Below are 18808 nucleotides of genomic sequence, written 5' to 3' on the forward strand. Positions count from 1 at the left end.
AACAGGCAGGCGGCCGCACTCAACAGGAATACCGCGAGGCCGGTCACGGGAACAGCCGTTCGCTGAGTTCGTCTGATCCGGGCGAGTGCCTGATGCCGGCTCCGTCAGCGGCCAGCGCCGGAATGGTCTGCAAGCCACCCGAAGGATCGCGCCGCAGCAGGCAAATCTCCCGCACGCAGCGCCCTTCCCCGGTCCGGTGCATCGAGATCACCAGGTCCAGTGCGCTCGCCGCCTGAAGTACGACCGCTTCGGCGCTCATCCCGGCGAGCGCGCCCATGGCCGCCAGCCTGGCCGGGACGGCCGCGGCGGAGTTTGCGTGGATGGTGCCGCCGGCTCCGGCGTGGCCGGTGTTCATCGCCGCAAGGAACTCGCGGACCTCGGCTCCCCGGCACTCTCCGACCACCAGCCGGTCCGGCCGCATCCGCAGGGCCTGCCGAACCAGTTCCGCCATGCCGATCGACCCGGTGCCCTCGACGTTGCTGGTCCGGCTCTGCAGGCCCACCACATGCGGATGGTCCGGGGCCAGTTCGGCGGCATCCTCGACCAAGACCATCCGTTCCTGCGGGCCGGCGACCCCCAACATCGCCGAAAGCAAGGTCGTCTTGCCTGACCCGGTGGCTCCGCAGATCAGGAAGTTCAGGCGCTGCCCGACGACGGCTTCGAGATAGGGCTGCCACTGCGGCGCGGCGGTGAGCAGTTCCGCGAGCGTGAAGCGGCGCGGACGATGGAGCCGGATCGAGAGCAGCGTCCCGCCGGTCGAAACCGGTGGCAGCACGGCATGGACCCGGTAACCCGCAAGGCGCACATCCGCGCACGGGTTCCCATCGTCGAGCCTGCGCCCGCCGGCTGCGACCAGGCGTACGGCCAGCGCCCGGACCTCGGCGTCGCCGGCGAAAGCGACGGGGGCACGGAGCAGACCGCCGTCGCCGTCGGTCCAGACGTCCTGCGGACCATTCACCAGGATGTCCGTGGCTCCCGCATCCGCCAGCGGTTGCAGCGGCCCCAGTCCGCGCAAGTCTGCGGCCAGTGAGTCCACCGCCTGCAGCGTCCCGGCCGTTCCCAGCAAACGGCCGCTCGACTGAACGGCTGCTGCCAGTCGGGCTCCCGTCACCGGCGATGGATCGGAGAGCACCGCGCGGCGGAAGGGCTCCAAACCGATGGCGGAGACCGCTGCCGGGGCAGCCCGCCTGCGTCCCGCCCCGTTCATGACCCGCTGCCCTGCCCCGGTGCGGGGTTCAGGCGCGCCAGCAGGCCGGCGCACAACGCGCGGATCCGCCTGTTCGAGGCCAGATCCAGCAGGCGCCCTCCCCGCTGTGCCGCCGGGACCGCGCGCAGGTGCGGCACATAGCCGGCCAACGGCACCCCCAGCTCGTCGGCGATCAGCTGTTCGTCGGCTCCGGCCGGCAACGGTCCCCGCACAACCAAGTGCAGGTTTGTTCCGGCTTCGGCCGCTGCCGCCGCGGCCGCCGCGGCCCGCAGGGAGCGGCTGTCCGTCCGGGCCAGCAGCACAGTATCGTTGGCCGGAGGCCCGGTCTGGGGCGGTCTCCTCAGCCGTCCGGTGTCGACAACCACCAAGCCGAAAGCGCCTGACGCGGCCGCCATGATCTCCGCCGCCGCCCCGTCCTGCGGGGTGCCGTGCAGGACGGGGTCCCCTGTCCCCGGCCAAGACAGCAGGGAGAATCCGCCGGTCGCCGGCAAGGACGCCGCCAGTTGGACCGGGTTCACCGTTCCCTGCACCGCCGCCAGATCCGGCCAGGTCAGGCCCGGGACGTCGGCGGCACCCAGGGCCGCCGAGAGCCCTCCGCCGAGCGGGTCGTCGTCCACCAAGACCGTGGCCGTTCCCGAGCGGGCAGCCTCCGCGGCCAGCCAGGCGGCCAGGGCAGAGGCCCCTACTCCACCGCTGGCCCCGTGCACGGCAACCACCTTCCCGGCCGTTTCACGCCGCCAGGTCCGGCTCAGGTATTCCGCCAGCCACACCGCACCCTCGGGCAGCACCGCCACCCGCCCGGCCCCCGTGGAGGCCGCCAGATCCCAGAGGGCCGGTGCCTCGTCGATGAATCCGACCACGATGATGTCCCCGTTGGTCCGCTGCACCCGGTGATGCCCGGCGGTGCCCAGCAGCATCGGGGCGGCCCCACGAGCGGCATCATCCGGGGCCCCCTGCAATCCGTCGGGGCGTCCGTCGGGGCGAAGTGCCAGCCCGGCCGCCGCGGCGATCCTGGCCACTTCATCCCGCAGCCGGTCGGTGCCGCCGACGAGGACGACGTCCGTCGCTTCCGCGGGTTTCCAGCGGGACCGCTCCGCGGCGGTGTGGTGTCCTGGCATGCCCCGATCTTCGCTGAACTCCCGGCCCGCGCCCGCCACGACAACTCCGGATGTGGGCCGCAAGGGACGGCTTGGGGCGTGTGGAGGACCGGTCGGTGCAGAATTGAGGTGTGTACATGGTCCTGGCCTCCGCCGCGCGGAACATTTCCGTGCCGGAGGGCACAGAACCCGTCGCTTACCTGCAGCGCACCGACGCGCACGGCACCCCCTCCGGGCCGCCCGTCGTCGTGCCTCAGGGACGACTCGCCTCGACGGTTCGAAGCCTGGACGGCGAGGGACCCCGCTGGGTCTTCGAAGCCACGCGCGCCGCGTATCAGCCGCTGCTGGCCGCCGGCACGGGCGTGGACCGCAGCCACGATCTCACGCTCGCCCGCAACATCCTGGCCCTGTCGGTCCACGCCCCGGACACCGGGTATGTCCGCACGCTGCGGGAGGCGCCGGCCGCGCATCAGGACGAAGAGCTGCCGCGTCAGCTACCGCCGCCGCAGCAGTCCCCGGACCAGTTCACCCTCTTTGACGAACCACAGCCCGGCGGCACCGACCTGGAGGACCTCGTGGCCGAGCTGCAGGACCAGTTGGCGGCCGTGGCCGCGTCGGTCCACCGCGGCCGGCTGCAGCTGCTGCTGGCGGCCGAATCGGCAGGCGCCCTGATCGCCACCGAGATGGAGCACGCCGGCGTGCCGTGGCGCGAGGACGTGCACCTGGCCATCCTTACGGACCAACTGGGGGCACGCCCGCGGGAAGGCCAGCGGCCGGACAAGCTGGAGGAGCTCGCCGTCAGGCTCGGACAGGAGCTGGCCAATCCCACGTTCAACCCCGACTCCCAGCAGCAGCTCATCCGCGCCCTGCACCGGGCCGGCATCGAGGTCAAAACCACCAGCTCCTGGGAATTGAAGCAGCACACCCATCCGGCAATCGAGCCGCTGCTGCAATACCGCAAGCTCGCCCGCCTGTTCACTGCCAATGGCTGGGCCTGGTTGGACGCCTGGGTCCGGGACGGCCGCTTCCGGCCCGAGTACGTAGTGGGCGGCGTGGTCACCGGGCGATGGGCATCACGCGGCGGCGGGGCCCTGCAGATACCCGGGCAGATCCGGGACGCCGTCCGCCCTGACCCCGGCCACAAGCTCATCGTCGCGGACGCAGCGCAGCTGGAACCCCGGGTGCTGGCGGTGCTGGCGCAGGACGAGGCCCTGGCAGCGGCCGGCCGTGGCAAGGATCTCTACCAGGGCATTGCCGACGCCGGATTCGGCGGCGACCGTGCCAAGGCGAAGATCGCGATGCTCGGGGCCATGTACGGTGCGACCACCGGCGAGTCCGGCCGGCTGATGCCCCAGCTCACCCGGACGTATCCGCAGGCCATCGCGGTGGTCGAGCGCGCGGCCCGGGCCGGCGAGGCGGGGCAGGTGGTCAGCAGCTACCTGGGCCGCAGCTGCCCTCCGCCGTCGGAACGCTGGCTGGCCTCCCAACGCACCTCCACGGCCGAAGAGCAGCGACGGGCCGATACCTTGGCCCGCAGCCGCGGCCGCTTCACCCGCAACTTCGTGGTGCAGTCCACGGCCGCTGAATGGGCGCTGTGCTGGCTGGCGGAATTACGACGGCGGCTGCGCGCCTGCGCGGCGGAAGGAACCTTCGTGGGGGACATGGTGTTCTTCCTTCACGACGAGGTCATGCTGCACGTCCGCGAGGACCGTGCCCAACTGGCCTGCCGGCTGGTGGAGGAATCCGCAGCTGCCGCCACCCGCCTGGTCTTCGGCGCCATCCCTGTGGCCTTCCCGGTCAGTGTGGCGGTGGTCGATTCCTACGCCGACGCCAAGTAAGGCAGCGTGCCTCCCCCAGCAGGCCACCGGACCATGACCGTCAGCCGGCCGCAGGCCACAGGGCGCGGACCATGACCGTCAGCCCGGCCGGAGGGGCGCGGGCAGCCGTCAGCCGGTTACAGGGCGCGCGGGGCAGCCGTCAGCCGGCCGCAGGGCGCGGGGCGATCGGTGCCGGGATTTCGCGCGACCTGTCCCAGTCCAACGACCATCCCAGGTCGTCAAACAGGTGACTGAGCAGTATGGCGGTGAAGCCCCAGACCACCACTCCGTGGACCAGGAACGCGGGGCTGCGGAAAACCTGGCCGCCGCGGCGGAGCACCGACATCCGCCGGTTGGCAGGATCCAGCAGGTCGGCGACCGGCACACGGAAGACCTGCGCCGACTCGGCAAAGTCGACCACGTCGACCGGCGAGGGAGCGGCCCACCAGGCCAAGACCGGCGTCACCAAAAAGTTGCTGACCGACAGCGGGATGTCCGGCAGGACACCCAATACTTCGACGCCGGCCGCGTCCAGGCCTGTTTCCTCGACCGCTTCGCGGACCGCCGCGGCGGCGGGTCCGTCGTCGTCGGGGTCGATGCGGCCGCCCGGAAACGCCACCTGCCCGGGATGCGAGGAGAGGCCCGCGGCGCGTTCCACGAAGAGCAGGTCAAGATCATCCGGGACGGCCGAATCGTGGAAGTGGGCCGGTGCGTCGTCCAGGGCGCCGAAGAGCAGGAGCACCGCGGCCGGGCGCGCCGTCCCCTGGTCAAGCGCGACGTCGTACCAGCGCTCCCGTTCGCGGACGGAGAGCCGCTGGTCCATCGGCAGCTCCACCAGCCGCTGCAGGTCCTGCTTGGCGCTCATCGTCAGGCTCCCAGCGGAAAGCCCGCTGCGCGAAGCTCCCGCCTCGTCTCCCCGGCCATCATCCGGGCCAGCAGTTCTTCGCGTCCCGGCGCGAGTTCATACTTCAGCAGTTTCCGCGCCTTCTCCGGGTCCACCTCTCCCTCGCCGTAGGACGGGCACCATTGGGCGACGGGACAGGCGCCGCACGCCGGCTTCCGGGCGTGGCACACCCGGCGGCCGTGAAAAACAACACGGTGCGAGAGCATGGTCCAGTCCCTGGGCTCGAACAGCTCCGCAACATCAAATTCCACCTTGACCGCGTCGGTGGACCCGGTCCACCCAAAGCGGCGGGACAACCTGAGGAAATGCGTATCCACGGTGATCCCCGGGATCCCAAACGCATTGCCCAGCACCACATTCGCCGTCTTTCGGCCGACGCCGGCGAGCTTGACCAGGTCGTCCAGGTTTCCCGGCACCTCGCCGTCGAACTCGTCGACGATCTGGTTGGCCATCTTCAGCAGGCTCTGGGACTTGGCCCGGAAAAAGCCCGTGGGCTTGATCAGCTCCTGCAGTTCGGCCTCATCGGCTGCTGCGAGGGCGCGGGCATCCGGGTAGCGCTGGAAGAGCACCGGAGTGGTCATGTTGACCCGGACGTCGGTGGTCTGCGCGGAGAGGATGGTCGCCACGAGCAGCTCGAAGGGGTTGGAGAAATCCAGTTCCGCCACCGCATACGGGTAGTGTTCGGCGAGCTCCTTGTTGATCCGCCGGGCGCGGCGTTTGCGCGCCAGCAGGGACTCTTCGGTCTTGCGCCGGCGGGTGGCCGGCGCCCGATCAGGCACGCTCAATGTTCGTCAGGTCCCTCAACACGCCCACCCGGCCGTCCGTGTGCTGCACCAGGAATTCGTCGCCGCGGTCCTGCAGCGCCAGGATCCACGACCCGGGCTCCACCGTGAACATGACCTGGCCGGTGTTCTCGTCCAGCACCGGGCGGGTGCGCCCGACGGCGAACCAAAAGGCCTCGTATTCCCCTTCGGCTTCCTCGTCCTCGTAGTGTTCCCTGGTGGCGCTGATGGGAGCAGACGCCGAGGCAGCGTCGGCGCCGGCGCGGGCGGTTACCTTCTCCCCGACCGACGGCATGGCCGTGGTGGCTGCTGTCGTCGTCTGGTTGGCGGCAGCGGGTGTGGCGGCACTGGCTCCGGCCCCGGTGGGCTTGGCGGCTGCACCGCCGACGGCCGCACCGGCGGCCGGCTCGGCGGCTGCACCACCGACGGGCCCGCCGGCGGGAACGGCCGACTGGTCCTGCCGTTCGGCTGCGCCATGCTCGCCTGTGCCGCCGGCAAGATCCGCGGCCCCGGTGCGGCCCGTTGTGGCAGGCTCCCGGGATTGCCGGCCGCCGGCGGACGCGGCAGATCCGCCCACCACAGTTCCGGCGGAGTAGCCGACGTCCGTGGCCACGCCGCTCGCCGAGGACGCGGCGGCGCGCGCAGTTGCGGATCCGCTCGCATCGGCGGTCACGGGGATGCCGACGGCCTCACCGTCTGCCGCCCCCGGCGACAGGGAATCGTCCGGTTCAAGGTCCTCGGCCCGCTGCGTGCTGATCGGGCTGGCGTCGGTGTCCCGTCCCGACGCGATCGTCGCGGTGCCGGTGCCGGTGCCGTGTTCCGGCGAGTTCATGGCGTGGGCGGCCGCGGCGGCGCCTGCCACTCCGGCCGCTCCCTTACCCGAGGGTGCAGCGAACTGCCCGGTGGAAGGTTGTTGCGCTCCGGCGTAGTGTGCGCCGGACGGAGCAGGTGCTGCGGAACCGGCGGGGACCCCTGCGCCCCGCGCTTCCGCCGCATCGTCAATCCGGACGGCACCTGCCCTGGCCGTTCCCTGGCGGGCGGCTCCGCTGTGGCCGGCCGGTTGTCCGACCCCCGTCTGGTTCGCGCCGGGCTGGTTCGCGCCGGGCTGCCCGGTGGCGGGCTTGGGTTGCTTCGGCCGGGGTGCAGCCGGAACAGCGTCGCGCGCCACGGGGTGGGCGACGGCCTCGGGACGGCCGGCGAAATCGACGGCAAGCTGCGGAATCCAGCGCGCGCAAACGGTTCCCGCAAAGAGCACCACCGCGCCGATGAATCCGATGACTCCGCTAACGCTGAAGACGGTAACGATCGTCAGGAAGTAGAACGCCAGCGCCAGCGAAGCGACCACCGAGGCAAATTGGTCGACCGACAAAGAGCCCACCCGCAGCGGCGTCTGCGGGGCCAGCCGCCGCACGACAAACAGGACCAAGACCACCGCCGGAAGCAGGATGCCCAGCCCCAGTTGGAACAGGCCGCCTGAATTCCATAGGTTCACGCCGATGCCCTGGAGAACTTGCAGGGGCATCACCGACGAGAGGAAAAGCAGGACGATGCCGGCGCCCACCACCATGTCTCGCACGGTGAACGGGCCGGCCACCGCAGTTCCTGCCGTGCCGTGGGTCTGGGAGCTCTGGGACATCTTCGATCCTCCGGTCGTTTACGGTTGCAGCGCGGGCCGGGCCCGCCGTGGGTCTTTGCGGGTTGCACCGCGGGCTTGGGCCGCCGCGCAACCTTCTGGCGCTGGTCTCAGCGTAGTCAAGGAACCCACCCTTCACTAGCCGGATTCCCGCGGGCGACGGCGCCACCGGGTGCCGTTCACCGCAGATTCACCTCCATTTACATCGTGCAGTGTGACGCTCAACACCGCCGACGGCGCACAAAGGATTAGGCTGGCAAGCAGCAGGTGCGCCCGGCTGACAAGCCGGGGGCACGCCAATGACCCAGCACGACGAAGGGGCCCCCACATGTCTGAAGCCAACGGAACGCAGTCGACCGCCGCCACCGGCGACGCCCTGGAAAACCTGCTCCACGAGAAGCGTAGATTTGCGCCCAGCGCTGAATTCGCCGCCGCAGCCGTAGCCAAACAGGACGTTTACGCGGACGCAGAGGCGGACCGCCCGGCTTTTTGGGCCAAGCAGGCCCGCGAGGTCCTCTCGTGGGACACGGACTTCAGCCAGGCGCTGGACTGGTCGGACGCCCCGTTTGCCAAGTGGTTCGTCGGCGGCGAGCTGAACGCGGCCTACAACGCTTTGGACCGGCATGTGGAGAACGGGCTGGGCGACCGGGTGGCGATCCACTTCGAAGGCGAGCCCGGCGACACCCGCACGTACACCTACGCCCAGTTGACCGAGGAAGTGAAGAAGGCCGCCAACGCGTTCGAGTCCCTCGGCGTGGCGAAGGGCGACCGGGTCGCCGTCTACCTGCCGATGATCCCGGAGGCCGTGATCAGCATGCTGGCCTGCGCCCGGATCGGGGCGGTGCACTCGGTGGTGTTCGGCGGTTTCTCCGCCGACGCGCTGCGCTCCCGCGTCGATGACGCCGAGGCCAAGCTGGTGGTCACCGCCGACGGCACCTGGCGCCGCGGCAAGCCGTCCCCGCTGAAGCCCGCCGTGGACGAGGCGCTCTCCGCCCCCGGCCACACGGTAACCAACGTGGTGGTGGTCAAGCGCAACGGCGAACCCGTGGACTGGCACGAGGGTCGCGATGTGTGGTGGGCGGACACAGTGGAGACCGCCTCGGCCGAGCACACGCCCGTGCCGCACGACGCCGAGCACCCGCTGTTCATCCTCTACACCTCCGGCACGACCGGGAAGCCCAAGGGCATCCTGCACACCACCGGCGGCTACCTGACCCAGTGCGCCTACACGCACAAGGTGGTGTTCGACCTGAAGCCGGAGACGGACGTGTTCTGGTGCACCGCGGACATCGGCTGGGTCACCGGCCACTCCTACGTCACCTACGCCCCGCTGATCAACGGCGCCACCCAGGTGATGTACGAGGGCACCCCCGATTCCCCGCACCAGGGCCGCTGGTGGGAGATCGTGGAAAAGTACAAGGTCTCCATCCTCTACACCGCCCCGACGGCGATCCGCACCATGATGAAGTGGGGCGAGGAGATCCCGGCCAAGTACGACCTGTCCTCCATCCGGGTGCTCGGTTCGGTCGGCGAACCCATCAACCCGGAGGCCTGGATGTGGTACCGCCGGGTCATCGGCGGCGACAAGGCACCGATTGTGGACACTTGGTGGCAGACCGAAACCGGTGCGCACATGATCGCCCCGCTGCCCGGAATCACCGCCGCCAAGCCCGGTTCCGCGCAGGTCGCGATCCCCGGCATCGCCGTCGACGTCGTGGACGAACTTGGCGACTCCGTCCCGGACGGCCACGGCGGCTACCTGGTGATCCGCGAGCCCTGGCCGGCCATGCTGCGCGGCATCTGGGGCGACCCGGAACGGTTCAAGGAAACCTACTGGTCCCGCTTCGAGAACATGTACTTCGCCGGCGACGGCGCCAAGAAGGACGAGGACGGCGACATCTGGCTGCTCGGCCGGGTCGACGACGTCATGAACGTCTCCGGCCACCGCCTCTCCACCACCGAAATCGAGTCGGCGCTGGTCTCCCATCCCGCCGTCGCCGAGGCCGCCGTCGTCGGCGCCAAGGACGAAACAACCGGCGAGGCTGTCGTGGCGTTCGTCATCCTGAGAGGAGGCGCGGCGGAAGACCCGGACATCGTCGCCACCCTCCGCGCCCACGTCGGCAAGGAAATCGGACCCATCGCCAAGCCGCGCACCATCCTGGTGGTGCCGGAACTTCCCAAGACCCGCTCCGGTAAGATCATGCGCCGCCTGCTCAAGGACGTGGCCGAAGGACGCGAGGTCGGCGACGCCACCACCCTGGCGGACAACACCGTCATGCAGCAGATCGCGACCTCGCTGAAGGCCTGACGCCCGGACAGTCGGCTGAATGCCGTGGCCCTCCCGCCCCTGGCGGCGGGCGGGCCACGGCATCACACCGCGAGGCCAGGACGCCCCGCTGGAACAGGTCAGCTCCCCCGAGACGCGATTGAGGCATAGTAAAAGGCATGACTGCAGATATCCCCGGCACCCGCCGCGTCCTGATCCTCAACGGCCCCAACCTGAACCTGCTGGGCACGCGGGAACCGGACGTCTACGGCACCGCCACGCTGGCCGACGTCGAGCGGCTCGCCACCGACGCCGCGGCCGCCCGCGGCTGGACCGCCGAGTGCGTGCAGTCCAATCATGAAGGGGAGCTGATCGACGCGGTCCACGCCGCCCGAGGCACGGCCGATGCGATCGTCATCAATCCCGGCGGCTACAGCCACACGTCCGTGGCACTGCGCGACGCCCTCTCCGGCGTGGCCCTCCCGGTGGTCGAAGTTCACATCAGCAACATCCACCGGCGAGAAGAGTTCCGCCACCACTCCTACATCTCCGGCATCGCGGACGCCGTCATCGCTGGCGCGGGCATCACCGGCTACCGGCTGGCGGTCGAATACCTCGCCGAGGCCCTGTAGCGGAGCGGCCGCGGCGACGATGGGTGGACAGCGAGGGGACACCGCCGGCTGGTACCGGAACTTCGGCGTGCACGAGGCCGCAGGCCAGTCCCCGGTGTACGTCGAATGGGCCCTGGGCATCAGCGACGATCCCGAGGTCCTGGCGCTGATCGACGCCCTGCCCGCGTCGAAGCGCCAGCCCAACCTGATCCTGGCGGCCTCCCGCTCCCTTGGCGCCGGCGCGACGGAGTACGCGGGCTTCCGCGACTTCCTGCTGTCGCGGTGGGACGCGGTCCGGGAGGTGGCACTGGCGCGCACCACGCAGACGAATGAACCCGGCCGCTGCGCCGTTTTCCTGCCGTCCCTGGCGGCCATCGCCGCCTCCGAAGCCAAGCCGCTGGCGCTGATCGAGGTGGGCGCCTCGGCGGGGCTGTTGCTCTATCCCGACCTGTACCGCTACCAGTACGACGGCGGTGCGGTCCTCGCGCCGCGGTCCTCGCCTGCCGCCCGGGCCGGGGCGGAAACGGCGCCCTCCGGGGCTGCGGCGGAATCGGCGTCCGCGGGGGCCGGGGCGGAAGCCGCGCCCGCCGGCGGTGAAGCTCAGCCGCCGCTGCTGGAATGCTCCACCTCCGGCCGGCCGCCGCTGCCCGAGTCGCTGCCCGAAGTCCGCTGGCGCGCCGGAATCGACCTGAATCCGCTGGACCTTAACGATGCCGACGACGTCGCCTGGCTCGAGGCCCTGATCTGGCCGGGGCAGGAGTTCCGCATCCGTCGGCTGCACCAGGCCATCGAGGTTGCCCGCCGCACACCGGCCCGGCTGGTGGCCGGCGACCTGACCCAGCAGCTGCCGGCACTGGTGGCCCGGGCGCCCGGGGATGCCGCCGTCGTCGTCTTCCATTCGGCAGTGCTGGCCTACCTGCCCGAGCCGGACCGTCGGCGGTTCCGCACCCTGGTGGAGGGGCTCATCCGTGAGCGGGGCGTGCACTGGCTCGCGCACGAAGGTCCCGGCGTGATGCCGCTGCCGGATGGTGACTCCGGCATTCCCGGCCTGGACGACCGGACCCGCCGGGGCCGCTTCCTGCTCTCGCACAACGGGCGCCCGGTGGCGGTCAGCGGCCCGCACGGCCAGTTTCTGGACTGGCTACCGCAGGAGAGCCGCTAGCGGGTCACGCATTGGCCGGCGGAGATCGTCTCCTGATAGCCGAGGGCTGCGTCGACGACCGGCTGGACCTCCGCCAGGGTCAGGGCGTAGCCCACCGGCACGTCCTCCGTGGACTTGGCGAAGACCACGCCGGCCACGTTTCCGTCCGCATCAAGCAAAGGTCCGCCGGAATTGCCCTGCTGCACGTTCGCCGCCAGTGTGTAGACCTCGAGCGACGACGGGTCCGCACCGTAAATGTTCTGGACCAGCACCTGCGAACGGCCCTGCACGGTGGCCGGCTTGCTCTGGAAGGGACCGCCGGCCGGGTAGCCCTGGAACGCCGCCAGGTCGCCTTCGGACAGTTCGCCCGCCAGCGGCAGCGGCCGCACGTCCAACCCGTCCACGGTCAGGACGGCCAGGTCGCGCACCGGGTCGAAGAACACGACCCGTCCGGGCAGCACCCGGCCGTCGGGGATCTCCACCACCGGTTCGTTGACGCCGGCCACCACGTGGGCGTTGGTCAGCACGCGGTCCGGGGCCACCGCAAAGCCGGACCCGGTCTGGTTCTGCCCGCATTGGAAGGCCGTCCCCGCGATCCGCAGCACGGAGGCCGCCGCCTCGTTCAGGGCCGCGGTATCGGTGCTGGCATCGGGAACCGGCGCCGACTCCTGCGGCACCTGCGGGTCGAGGACCAGCGGGATGCCGTCCGCAACAACGATCGAGCGCACCTGCGCCGCCCACGCCTTCACCGGATCCGGGGTGAGGTTTTCGATCGACGCGATCACCTTGGACGCGGCTATCTGCTGCGAGATGAACGGCACGCCCATGGTGCCCAGGCTGAACGCCAGCATGGAGATCACCAGCGCGGTCACGGCGAGATTCATCAAGCCGCCCAGCAGCCGGTCCAGCGGCCGCAGCGGCGGGAAGTCCATCCGGCGCCGGATGGCCGCGCCGATACCCGTTCCCAGGGCGTGCCCGAGCACCACGAGCAACATGGCCACGGCAATGGCTGCGGTCAGCCGCCAGGCGCTGTCGGGGACCCATTCACTGACCAGGGGGATGGCGAAGAAAGCTGCCACCGCTCCCAGGGCGATGCCGGCGATGCCGCCGAGGGTGAGCAGGAACCCCTTGCGCAGACCTGAGACCAGGTACGCCAAGAGGATCAGCAGCAGGACAACGTCCAGGATGGTCAGGCCGAAAATCACTCATTCTCCGTTGCGGTGGGATGTGCATCAGTCTAGGCGGTCCGCCCGCGGGAATTATTAACCGCCGTTACGGGTTGTCACCTCCGGCAGCCCGTGCCGGTGCTCGATGCCGCGCTTTCCTCCTCTGGGAGCGAAAAGCCTTGTGGAAGATGTCACACGGGCTTTACATACGGCAAAATGGAGAACAGTGCCCCCACGGGAGAGCAGCTTGAACCCCAGCCGAACAGTACTAACTTGGAGAATTCATGGACGTAGAGATCCTTCGCCGCGCACCTCTTTTTGCCACTCTTGACGACGACGTTTTCGCCGCGCTGACCGACGAGCTGACCGAGGTCGACTTGTCCCGCGGCGCATCGGTGTTCCGCGAAGGTGACCAGGGCGACCAGCTCTACTTCATCGTCTCCGGCAAGATCAAGCTGGGCCGCACCGCTGCCGACGGCCGCGAGAACCTGGTGGCCATCCTCGGCCCGGGCGAGCTCTTCGGTGAGATGGCCCTCTTCGACCCGAGCCCGCGCAGCACCTCGGCGACCGCCGTCTCCGAGACCCGCCTCGCCGGGCTGAAGAACGAGAATCTGCGCGGTTTGCTGGAGACCCGCCCCGAGGTGTCGGCGCAGCTGCTGCAGGCTTTGGCCCGCCGCCTCCGCCGCACCAATGACTCGCTGGCCGACCTGGTCTTCTCCGACGTTCCGGGCCGCGTAGCCAAGGCCCTGCTGGACCTGGCCGACCGCTTCGGCCGCCCCGCCACGGACGGCATCCTGGTGGCACACGAACTGACGCAGGAAGAGCTGGCCCAGCTGGTCGGCGCCTCCCGCGAAACCGTCAACAAGGCGCTGGCCGAGTTCGTCCAGCGCGGCTGGCTGCGCCTGGAAGCGCGCGCGGTAGTCATCCTGGACATCCAGCGGCTGCGCCAGCGTTCGCGCTGATTTTCGACACAAAAGTACGACGGCGGGGGCTCACCGATGGTGGGCCCCCGCCGTCGTCGTGGCTTGAAATGGTGGGTGCCGTTGGCCGTCCGGCACGGGCCCATCGGGGCTGGGTCCGTGTTGGCGGAGCGGCTCAGCGTCCCCGCGGGGCGGCACCGCCTTCGGTGGCCGCGTTGGCCGCGACCTCCAGCATGGGCACACCGTCAACCTGGATCAGTTCCGGGTGGTAGAGCCGCTGCGGGCGCTTGTGCGAGAGGTAGGCGATGCAGCCGCGGGCGCCGGCGATCTTTTCCACGATGATTTCCACCGCGGGCGAGGTCACCTCGCTGAACGTCAACCCGCGGGTGTCGGGCTGGTCCACCAGATCGCCCAGCGTCGTGGTCGTCCGCCCCGCCACCAGCTCCTGCGCCGGCAGCCAGGAGGCCCACACGCCCTTGCTTTCCAGCAGGGACGGCCGCTGGTTGGCTGGCTGGGCCGCAGCGAAGTAGCGCGTGTCGAAGCGGCGATGGGCAAAATCGGGGCTGAGCCAGTGGGCCACGGGTTTGAGCAAGTCGGTGCGGACGCCGAGTCCGCGCTTGCCGAGCGCTTCGCCGAAGGACACCTCCTGGGCGGCGACGGCCTCGCGGGTCCGCATCCAGTCGGCGCCGGAGGTGGACTCCGGCAGGGTGGATTCATCCGGACCGGCCAGCAACACGCCGGTTTCCTCGAACAGCTCGCGGATGGCACCCACGACGTGGGCGTGGGCCAGGCGGTGGTCGTCCAGCCCGAGCATCTCGGCCCATTTGCTCGGCGAGGGGCCGTACCAGGTCACCGGGTCGCCGTCGCTCTCCTCCACGCTGCCGCCGGGAAAGGCCACCGTGCCCAGCGGAGAGGAGCCCGACCGGTAGCCGAGGTACGTTTCCGTGCCGGCCGCGCCGTCCCGAACGAGGACGACCGAGGAGGCCATCCGGGGCTTGCGCGGCGTACGTTCCCCGTGGTGGAACCAGCTGTGGGCCGCGCCCAGCTGGTCCGGTACCACGGGGAAGAGCCGCTGCTCCTCGCGCAGCGGACTAGCTGAATTCGGCAATCAGTTCTACCTCGACCGGCGAATCCAGCGGCAGCACGGCCACGCCGACGGCGGACCGGGCATGCGCGCCAGCCTCGCCGAGGACCTGCCCCAGCAGCTCGGAGGCGCCGTTGATCACACCCGGCTGGCCGGTGAATGCCGGATCGGAGGCCACGAAACCGACGACCTTGACCACCCGGGTGATCCGGTCCAGGTCACCGATGACGCTCTTGACCGCTGCCAGGGCATTCACGGCGGCCGTCGCGGCGAGGTTTTTCGCCTCGTCGGCACTGACCAGGCCGGCACCGTCGCCCACCTTGCCGGCGGCCGGAAGTTCGCCGTTGACGAACGGCAGTTGCCCGGAGGTGTACACATAATTACCGGAGACGACCGCCGGGACGTAGGCGGCCACCGGAGCTGCCACGTCCGGCAGGGACAGTCCCAAGCCGGCCAGCCGCTCTTCGACGGTGGACTTCCGGGCTTCAGTGGTTTCCGTCATGGCTACTGCTTCTCCCGCTTCAAATAGGCAACCGGATTGGTTCCGTTCGGGCCGGGGAACACCTGGACGAGCTCCCAGCCGTCCTCCCCCCACTGGTCAAGAATCTGCTTGGTCGCGTGGATAATGAGCGGAATTGTCGCGTATTCCCATTTGGTCATAACTCAAAGGGTAGCGCTTGCTTGTAAACTGAACCCCATGGCCGCTCGCAAATCCCCCTTCTTCGACACTGCGACCACCCTAGGCAAAGTTGTTGGCTTCCTGGGTATCAGTGCGCTCTGCGGCGTGCTCGCAGCCGGTCTGCTGGTTCCGGCCGCAGCCGTGGCCGGTGTCGGGGCAACCTCATCGATCGAATACTTCGACCAATTGCCGGACGAACTGCAGACGCAGCCGCTGTCCCAGCCGTCGCGGATCCTCTCCGCCGACGGCAAGCTGATTGCCACGTTCTACGCCGAAAACCGCGTCCCGGTGACTTTGGACAAGGTCTCCCAGCACATGCAGGACGCCATCATCTCCATCGAGGACGTTCGTTTCTACGAACATAACGGTGTGGACCCCCAAGGCATCATGCGCGCCGCGGTGACGAACATGGCCGGCGGGGACCTGCAGGGCGCGTCGACGCTGACCATGCAGTATGTGAACAACGTGCTGATCGACGCCGGCGCTTCCGCGGGCAAGGGGGCCGAAGAGCTGACCATCAGCGGCACCAAGGACATCGGCGACAAGCTGCGCGAGGCGAAGCTGGCCATCGCCGTCGAAAAGGAATTCAGCAAGGAAGAGATCCTGCAGGGCTACCTGAACATCGTGTTGTTCAGCGGCCAGGTGTACGGCATTGAAGCCGCTGCGAAGACCTTTTTCGGCATTCCGGCCGCCAAGCTGAACATCCAGCAGTCGGCCATGCTGGCCGGCATGGTGCAGTCGCCCAACTACTTCAATCCGGTGAACAACCCGGAAGCCACGGTGGAACGCCGCAATACGGTGCTGGCGGCCATGCGTAACGCGGGAAAGATTACCCAGGCGGAGTACGACGAAGCCGTTGCCAGCGATCTGGGCTTGAATCTCAAGCCGGTACGTTCCGGCTGTGTCGCGGCAAACTTCGCCGACTACTTCTGCAGCTACGTGCAGCACGCCATCATGCAGTCCGACGCGTTCGGTGCGGACTCCACCGAACGGGCGAAGCTTTTGGCCCGTGGCGGCCTCACCATCAAGACGACGCTCGACTCCCGCCTCCAGAAGGAAGGCCAGAAGCAGATCGAGCAGGAAGTCCCGGTGGGCGACGAGTCCGGCGTCGGCTCGTCCATGGTCTCGATTGAACCGGGCACCGGCAACATCCTGATGATGGCCCAGAACACCAACTACAGCCCCGAAGACGGCGCGGCCAATACGGAGCTGAACTACAACGTCGACGCCGATATGGGCGGCGGCAACGGCTGGCAGCCTGGCTCCACGATGAAGCCCTACACCATGGTCGCCTGGCTCGAAGCGGGCAAGGCGCTCAACGCGTCGGTCGACGCGCGCCGGACGGAGTACCCGGCGCAGTACAACTGGAACGCGAGCTGCCTGCCCCCGGACGCGTGGTTCAGTGAGTGGGACTTCCAGAATGCGCTGCCAGGTTTCGAGCGGACCATGACCGCCAGCCAGGGCCTGACGTGGTCGATCAACTCCGCTACCGCAGCCATGGCCGCGCAGCTGGACCTCTGCGACATCCGGGATGCGGCAACGCGCCTCGGCGTCCGGACGGCGACGGACAAGGAACCGATCAGCATTGAGCACCCGTCCTTCATCATCGGCACGACCAACGTGTCCCCGATGACGATGGCGGCTTCGTTCGCGGCGTTCGCCAGCGGCGGCGTGTACTGCAAGCCGATCGCGCTGACCTCCGTGACGGATGCCCAGGGCAACAAGTACGAGGTGCCGAAGAAGTCCTGCGAACGGGCGATCTCGGAGGAAGTAGCTGCTGCCGTCAGCGTCCCGCTGGAGAACCTGGTCAACCTGCAGCTGGGAGGAATCCATCCGATTGGTGTTCCCGCCGCTGTCAAGACCGGCACGACCGACAAGTCTGAGTACACCTGGACGGTGGGTTACACCAAGGGCATTTCCACTGCTTCCTGGGTGGGCAACCCTCATGCCTACAAATCGATCAACAACATCCCCATCAACGGCGTGACGCGTGACTACGTGGACGGTGCGACCATTGCCGGCGGGCAGTGGACCGATTACATGGAGAAGGTCGCCGGCCTGTACAAGACGGGCGAGTTCGGCTCCGCGCCGAGCAGCATGATGTATCCGCCCCGACCGGTCCAGACCCCGGCACCCGCCGAATCGAACAACAACTCGAATTCCAGCAACAGCAGCGACGACGGGGATTCGGGCGGCGGCTCCGGTGACTCCGGCGGTTCCGGTGACTCCGGCGATTCCGGCGATTCCGGCGATTCCGGCAACGGAAACGGCGGAGGCAACGGCAACGGCGGGGGTAACGGAAACGGCGGAGGCAACGGCGGAGGAGGCAACGGCGGAGGAGGCAACGACTAACCGTGGACACTGACTTGTTGCGGGCACGGCTCCGGACCGCAGGCACGCTGGCCCTGGGGGCCACGGCCGCGGGCGGGGCCGCGCTCGTCTACGGCTCCGTTATCGAGCGGAACCTCTTCAAGGTCCGCGAAGAAACGCTGCCCATCCTGCCCGCCGGACGAGGCCCCCTGAGGATCCTGCACCTGTCCGACATCCACATGACTCCCGGGCAGACGCTGAAGCAGAGGTGGCTGCGGCAGCTGGCGTCGCTGGAACCGGACCTGGTGGTCAACACCGGCGATAACCTCAGCCATCACCAGGCCGTGCAGCCCCTGCTGGACTCGCTGGCACCGCTCATGGATATTCCGGGCGTGTTCGTCCCGGGCTCCAACGATTACTACTCCCCGGTGATGAAGAACCCGTTCTCCTACCTCACCGGCCCCTCCTCTCAGCCCAAGGACTACGCGGAGCGTGAACTGCCTTGGCGGGAGATGCATGCGGCTTTCGGCACCGCAGGCTGGATCGACTTGACCAACCGGCACCAGTCCGTGGTGGTGGACCGGGTTCGGCTGGACTTCACGGGGGTTGACGATCCGCACCTGCAGCGCGACCGTTATTCGGGTTTCCCCAACGGTTCGACATCCGCCGATGAGGCCGCATTCCTGCGGATCGCGGTGGCTCACGCTCCATACCAGCGGGTGCTGGACCGGTTCACAGCCGACGACGCCGACCTGATGCTGGCCGGACATACCCATGGTGGCCAGGTCCGCCTCCCCGGCTACGGGGCCTTGACCAGCAACTGCGATCTGCCTACGTGGCGCGCCCGGGGGCTGACGTACTGGGAGCACGAGGGGCGTAGTGTCCCGTTAAACGTGTCGGCCGGGTTGGGAACGTCGCGTCTGGCGCCGGTGCGCTTCGCCTGCCGCCCGGAGGCTGTGTTGCTGACACTGACGCCGGCTGCTCCGGCCGGCGAAGTCCCTGCCGAAGGCCGCCGCACCGGGCCCGGCCCCGGGCTCAGCTGAGCACCGAGGCACGCTCTGCGGCTGGTCTTACACCAGCTCTGACCTTCTTCTGTGCAGCCCGCTGATGCACCTGCAGGGTGCGCCCCGCGTGCCCGCCCGCTGAAACAATCTCAGCTGTGCCCTGTGCTCATGCCTGTGGAGACTGCCT

General features: G+C 69.1%; 16 protein-coding genes. 7 read left to right on the top strand and 9 right to left on the bottom strand.

Translation table 11 applies throughout. The annotated features are described in order from the left end of the window. Window positions 1–43 precede the first annotated feature (43 nt). Window positions 44–1207: a TadA family conjugal transfer-associated ATPase gene (locus AC5RUH_RS11485; RefSeq protein WP_494128621.1), complete on the bottom strand. Its 1164-nt coding sequence runs from the start codon at window positions 1205–1207 to the stop codon at window positions 44–46. Then, a complete protein-coding gene (ssd, locus tag AC5RUH_RS11490; RefSeq protein WP_494128622.1) occupies window positions 1204–2325 on the bottom strand; it encodes a septum site-determining protein Ssd in 1122 nt (373 codons plus the stop codon). Before ssd ends, AC5RUH_RS11485 begins: the two co-directional genes overlap by 4 nt. 116 nt (window positions 2326–2441) lie before the next feature. On the opposite strand from ssd, the gene AC5RUH_RS11495 reads away from it, so the two are divergent. Then, entirely contained in the window at window positions 2442–4142 is a 1701-nt protein-coding gene (locus tag AC5RUH_RS11495) for a bifunctional 3'-5' exonuclease/DNA polymerase (protein WP_494128633.1), read from the top strand. A gap of 139 nt (window positions 4143–4281) precedes the next feature. On the opposite strand, the gene AC5RUH_RS11500 is transcribed toward AC5RUH_RS11495, so the two are convergent. From AC5RUH_RS11500 to AC5RUH_RS11510, 3 genes are read right to left on the bottom strand one after another with little or no spacing between them, the layout of a single operon-like run. Continuing rightward, window positions 4282–4986 carry an NUDIX hydrolase gene (locus AC5RUH_RS11500; protein ID WP_494025346.1) on the bottom strand — a complete coding sequence of 235 codons (705 nt, stop codon included), beginning with the start codon at window positions 4984–4986 and terminating at the stop codon, window positions 4282–4284. A 2-nt stretch (window positions 4987–4988) separates the two neighbouring features. Beyond that, entirely contained in the window at window positions 4989–5804 is an 816-nt protein-coding gene (gene nth, locus AC5RUH_RS11505; RefSeq protein ID WP_494128623.1) for an endonuclease III, read from the bottom strand. Further along, on the bottom strand, window positions 5797–7443 hold the full coding sequence (locus AC5RUH_RS11510; protein WP_494128624.1) for a hypothetical protein: 1647 nt from the start codon (window positions 7441–7443) through the stop codon (window positions 5797–5799). The genes nth and AC5RUH_RS11510 overlap by 8 nt, the downstream gene beginning before the upstream one ends. A gap of 325 nt (window positions 7444–7768) precedes the next feature. Between AC5RUH_RS11510 and acs the strand changes: the two genes are divergently transcribed. From acs to AC5RUH_RS11525, 3 genes are all read left to right on the top strand, one after another. Next, the gene (acs, locus tag AC5RUH_RS11515) at window positions 7769–9748 is read left to right on the top strand and encodes an acetate--CoA ligase (protein WP_494128625.1); all 1980 of its coding nucleotides are present in this window, start codon (window positions 7769–7771) and stop codon (window positions 9746–9748) included. 137 nt (window positions 9749–9885) lie between these two features. Beyond that, window positions 9886–10338 (top strand): type II 3-dehydroquinate dehydratase, encoded by a 453-nt coding sequence (gene aroQ, locus AC5RUH_RS11520; protein WP_494012851.1) that lies wholly within the window; start codon window positions 9886–9888, stop codon window positions 10336–10338. Between the two features lie 19 nt (window positions 10339–10357). Continuing rightward, window positions 10358–11479, top strand: a complete 1122-nt coding sequence (locus AC5RUH_RS11525; RefSeq protein WP_494076379.1) for a DUF2332 domain-containing protein — start codon at window positions 10358–10360, stop codon at window positions 11477–11479. Here AC5RUH_RS11525 and AC5RUH_RS11530 read toward each other — a convergent pair. Then, window positions 11476–12660, bottom strand: a complete 1185-nt coding sequence (locus tag AC5RUH_RS11530) for a MarP family serine protease (protein WP_494128634.1) — start codon at window positions 12658–12660, stop codon at window positions 11476–11478. The genes AC5RUH_RS11525 and AC5RUH_RS11530 overlap by 4 nt on opposite strands. A gap of 248 nt (window positions 12661–12908) precedes the next feature. Here AC5RUH_RS11530 and AC5RUH_RS11535 point away from each other — a divergent pair, with 248 nt between their 5' ends. Next, window positions 12909–13586, top strand: a complete 678-nt coding sequence (locus AC5RUH_RS11535) for a Crp/Fnr family transcriptional regulator (RefSeq protein ID WP_493966729.1) — start codon at window positions 12909–12911, stop codon at window positions 13584–13586. A 133-nt stretch (window positions 13587–13719) separates the two neighbouring features. Here the strand turns inward: AC5RUH_RS11535 and AC5RUH_RS11540 are convergent, their stop codons facing one another. The 3 genes from AC5RUH_RS11540 to sp36 are packed head-to-tail and all read right to left on the bottom strand — an operon-like array spanning window position 13720 to window position 15288. Beyond that, the gene (locus tag AC5RUH_RS11540; RefSeq protein WP_494000661.1) at window positions 13720–14652 is read right to left on the bottom strand and encodes an NUDIX hydrolase; all 933 of its coding nucleotides are present in this window, start codon (window positions 14650–14652) and stop codon (window positions 13720–13722) included. Further along, window positions 14636–15130: a RidA family protein gene (locus tag AC5RUH_RS11545; protein WP_494012854.1), complete on the bottom strand. Its 495-nt coding sequence runs from the start codon at window positions 15128–15130 to the stop codon at window positions 14636–14638. The genes AC5RUH_RS11540 and AC5RUH_RS11545 overlap by 17 nt, the downstream gene beginning before the upstream one ends. A gap of 2 nt (window positions 15131–15132) precedes the next feature. Then, window positions 15133–15288, bottom strand: coding sequence for a Sp36 family protein (gene sp36 / locus AC5RUH_RS11550; protein ID WP_493978079.1), 156 nt, complete (start codon window positions 15286–15288; stop codon window positions 15133–15135). Window positions 15289–15325: 37 nt separating this feature from the next. On the opposite strand from sp36, the gene AC5RUH_RS11555 reads away from it, so the two are divergent. Further along, window positions 15326–17659 (top strand): transglycosylase domain-containing protein, encoded by a 2334-nt coding sequence (locus AC5RUH_RS11555; protein WP_494128626.1) that lies wholly within the window; start codon window positions 15326–15328, stop codon window positions 17657–17659. Window positions 17660–17661: 2 nt separating this feature from the next. Beyond that, window positions 17662–18660: a metallophosphoesterase gene (locus tag AC5RUH_RS11560; RefSeq protein WP_494128627.1), complete on the top strand. Its 999-nt coding sequence runs from the start codon at window positions 17662–17664 to the stop codon at window positions 18658–18660. The last annotated feature ends 148 nt before the right edge of the window (window positions 18661–18808 follow it).

It is taken from the genome of Arthrobacter sp. Y3223166, from assembly GCF_059090935.1.

Coding starts and splice junctions, on each gene's coding strand:
- AC5RUH_RS11485 (WP_494128621.1), bottom strand. CDS start 1,207: ATGAACGGGGCGGGACGCAGGCGGGCTGCCCCGGCAGCGGTCTCCGCC.
- ssd (WP_494128622.1), bottom strand. CDS start 2,325: ATGCCAGGACACCACACCGCCGCGGAGCGGTCCCGCTGGAAACCCGCG.
- AC5RUH_RS11495 (WP_494128633.1), top strand. CDS start 2,442: ATGGTCCTGGCCTCCGCCGCGCGGAACATTTCCGTGCCGGAGGGCACA.
- AC5RUH_RS11500 (WP_494025346.1), bottom strand. CDS start 4,986: ATGAGCGCCAAGCAGGACCTGCAGCGGCTGGTGGAGCTGCCGATGGAC.
- AC5RUH_RS11510 (WP_494128624.1), bottom strand. CDS start 7,443: ATGTCCCAGAGCTCCCAGACCCACGGCACGGCAGGAACTGCGGTGGCC.
- acs (WP_494128625.1), top strand. CDS start 7,769: ATGTCTGAAGCCAACGGAACGCAGTCGACCGCCGCCACCGGCGACGCC.
- aroQ (WP_494012851.1), top strand. CDS start 9,886: ATGACTGCAGATATCCCCGGCACCCGCCGCGTCCTGATCCTCAACGGC.
- AC5RUH_RS11525 (WP_494076379.1), top strand. CDS start 10,358: ATGGGTGGACAGCGAGGGGACACCGCCGGCTGGTACCGGAACTTCGGC.
- AC5RUH_RS11535 (WP_493966729.1), top strand. CDS start 12,909: ATGGACGTAGAGATCCTTCGCCGCGCACCTCTTTTTGCCACTCTTGAC.
- AC5RUH_RS11545 (WP_494012854.1), bottom strand. CDS start 15,130: ATGACGGAAACCACTGAAGCCCGGAAGTCCACCGTCGAAGAGCGGCTG.
- sp36 (WP_493978079.1), bottom strand. CDS start 15,288: ATGACCAAATGGGAATACGCGACAATTCCGCTCATTATCCACGCGACC.
- AC5RUH_RS11555 (WP_494128626.1), top strand. CDS start 15,326: ATGGCCGCTCGCAAATCCCCCTTCTTCGACACTGCGACCACCCTAGGC.